Annotated in this window: 1 protein-coding gene; it reads left to right on the top strand. The window is 45.1% G+C overall.

The features are described from left to right. The coding region (locus tag QCH34_RS10635; RefSeq protein WP_300333918.1) for a dockerin type I repeat-containing protein at positions 1 to 2,031 on the top strand (2,031 nt) is incomplete at its 5' end. Positions 2,032 to 2,505: the final 474 nt, after the last annotated feature.

The following is a 2,505-nucleotide window of genomic DNA, read 5'->3' on the forward strand; positions in this document are numbered from 1 at the left end:
TTCCATCGCGACGGGGCGCAATCTCTCTTCGCCTACGGATATGATGAAGATTCGGGGCATTACCACAATGGGGCATATAAGAATTATGCACTCACAGAACTCATCCGTTGGGCACAGGTATACAGCCATTACTTTGGCACAAACGTCTTCGATCAGTACCCAGCACTCAAGCGTGGTTTGACCGCCGAGGTGTGGGATTCGTTGCCCAACCACTACAGCAGCAACAGCGTGACCAACGGAAATGTGAAGTATTGGTATCATATGGGGATTGTAAACCTGCTCGATGATGAGTGGCGCAATTATGTATTGAACCACGTGGACATCATCTCATCGTCAAGTGCGCTCCCCTATTCGCGCTCGCTCGGGTTGCCTCCCGCGGACTGGTTCCTCTATTTGGTAGAGGAAGATTACAGCGCCGTGGAGCGGAAATATCCCGATTGGACGAGTTACCTCGGCGAGAACTACGACTTTCAAGTCTTTCGGGGGAGCTGGAACCATGATTCAGACTGGTTGTCGTTGGTAACGGCAAATACCGCTACCGGGAGTAATCGGGACAATGGTCATCATGATCAGCTCGGCATCGAATACTACAGCAGGGGGGATCTGTTGCTTGCCGATGCGAGCGAAAACAAAAACGTGCTAGATAGATACTACGGATACAATCCTATGAACCACAATGTGGTTGAATTCGAAGATCCCCGGACACCATTTCCGGTATCAGGAAACACAAAAACAGAATGCCGCGGCATCTTCAAAGGCAACAGTGCCGGGATCGCTACCAAGATTGTGTCGAATAATCTCGTTGAAACTCCATGGATGGAAATGCTTATTTCAAACGTGAAAGTGTCCGAGGTTGTCGACGACACAAAGGGTTCGGCGTATTCGAAGGATCTGTCAAGTCCCATCGATTACAGCAGGGCGATCCTGTATCCATTCAAGGAGTACTTTGTGGTTATCGACAGGCTTGAAGGAACCCAGTCGTGGATTTACAGAAACGTCTTTAGACCGACGAGTCTCAGCATCACCCCCTCTACTGGAAATGACGAGGTCAATGTTGGTCATGTGAATGGAAACCTCTTGTTTGATGATACATCGTATGACTGGCTTTCGCTGCCGTATAATGTCGAAACGGCAACGGGGATCGTAACTAACCATTTCAATTGGCAAACAACGAATCCATATAATGATGATGTCCATTTCCATCTCTACACAGCACCGGCATCGGAAATCCATATTTCAAAACGCGTTGGAAGAATTGCGGGGTATAATCGCGAAAGTGAGGTGTTCAGCCCCACCATCCACTTCAGGACACAACCTACACCGGATCTATTTCGAGTAACGGTTTTACTATCTCGCTATGACAGCGAAGAGGAGAAAGAAGCTGAGGAAATTGCAGTGACAGGTAGTGGAAATGCGATAAAAGTTGCATCCACCGAATACGTCGATTATGCTTACGCCGGGAAGGGCACGTCCACATTCGAATCATTTGCCACAGATGCGGACATTGCACATATGCGAATGCTCAATAGTACTGATTTCCTCTCCCTCACCCTGATAGAAGGTACATTCTTGAGAGAGAGTGCAGTTACGATCCTGCAGGCATCAGGGAATATGGACTTTGTGACACTTTATAGGGAAGAAATGAAAACAAGACTCAATCTGGAAAGTGATTCCAGTATAACAATAGCACTTGACAATGATGGACTCGGAGTTGCTGAGGTGCTCAAGGATGGAGCCACATTCTCAGACTGGTCATTGGGTGAGAATGGTAATGTCTTGATTATTAACGCGGCTTCAGGAGAACATAACTACGAAATACACCACACCGAAGGCACTCCCTCGACCCCCACCAGGGGGGACCTTAATAATAATGGCGAGGTAGATATCGGTGATGTCATGATTGTTCAGTATATGGCTGCCGGTTTGATAGAAGAAGATCTACATGCAGATTTCAATGAGAATGGATATATTGATGTTGGCGATGCAGCAAAAATAAATTATTTCTACTTAGGATTGATTGAGGAATTATGAACATTCAATTGTGATGAAATACTCAAGATAGCATCAGAGGGTCATCCCCCTATTTTTATCAGTGTAAACGAGATAAAAACGCGTTTGAATTTCTTTATCGTTTCATTTTTCAGCATATCTTCTATCATGTTTTTGAAAATATTAACTGATACATCCTCTCCCTTCTCAAGAGATCTATCCGTAACAAGAATTTTCACTGACATATAAAGAGCGTCGAGATACGTATTCCGCCTCTTTGGTAAATGATCTGCCATTATAAATCAGAGTAATTTTAAACTCCAGAACTAAAGCTTGATAGGCAATAGGATGATGGAAAAAGATTGCTACAGGGATAATTATCAAATAATCAGGATTGCCGTTATTGTTGCAACGGTGCTTGGAGTGGGTACGGTCGCTTTTTTCCTTATTATTGCCGACGAGCCATACACAGCACTATATGTTAAGCCTGATCCTGCCCTCTACACCATCGACAAT

The organism is Methanocalculus sp. (assembly GCF_029762515.1).
GTDB lineage: Archaea > Halobacteriota > Methanomicrobia > Methanomicrobiales > Methanocorpusculaceae > Methanocalculus.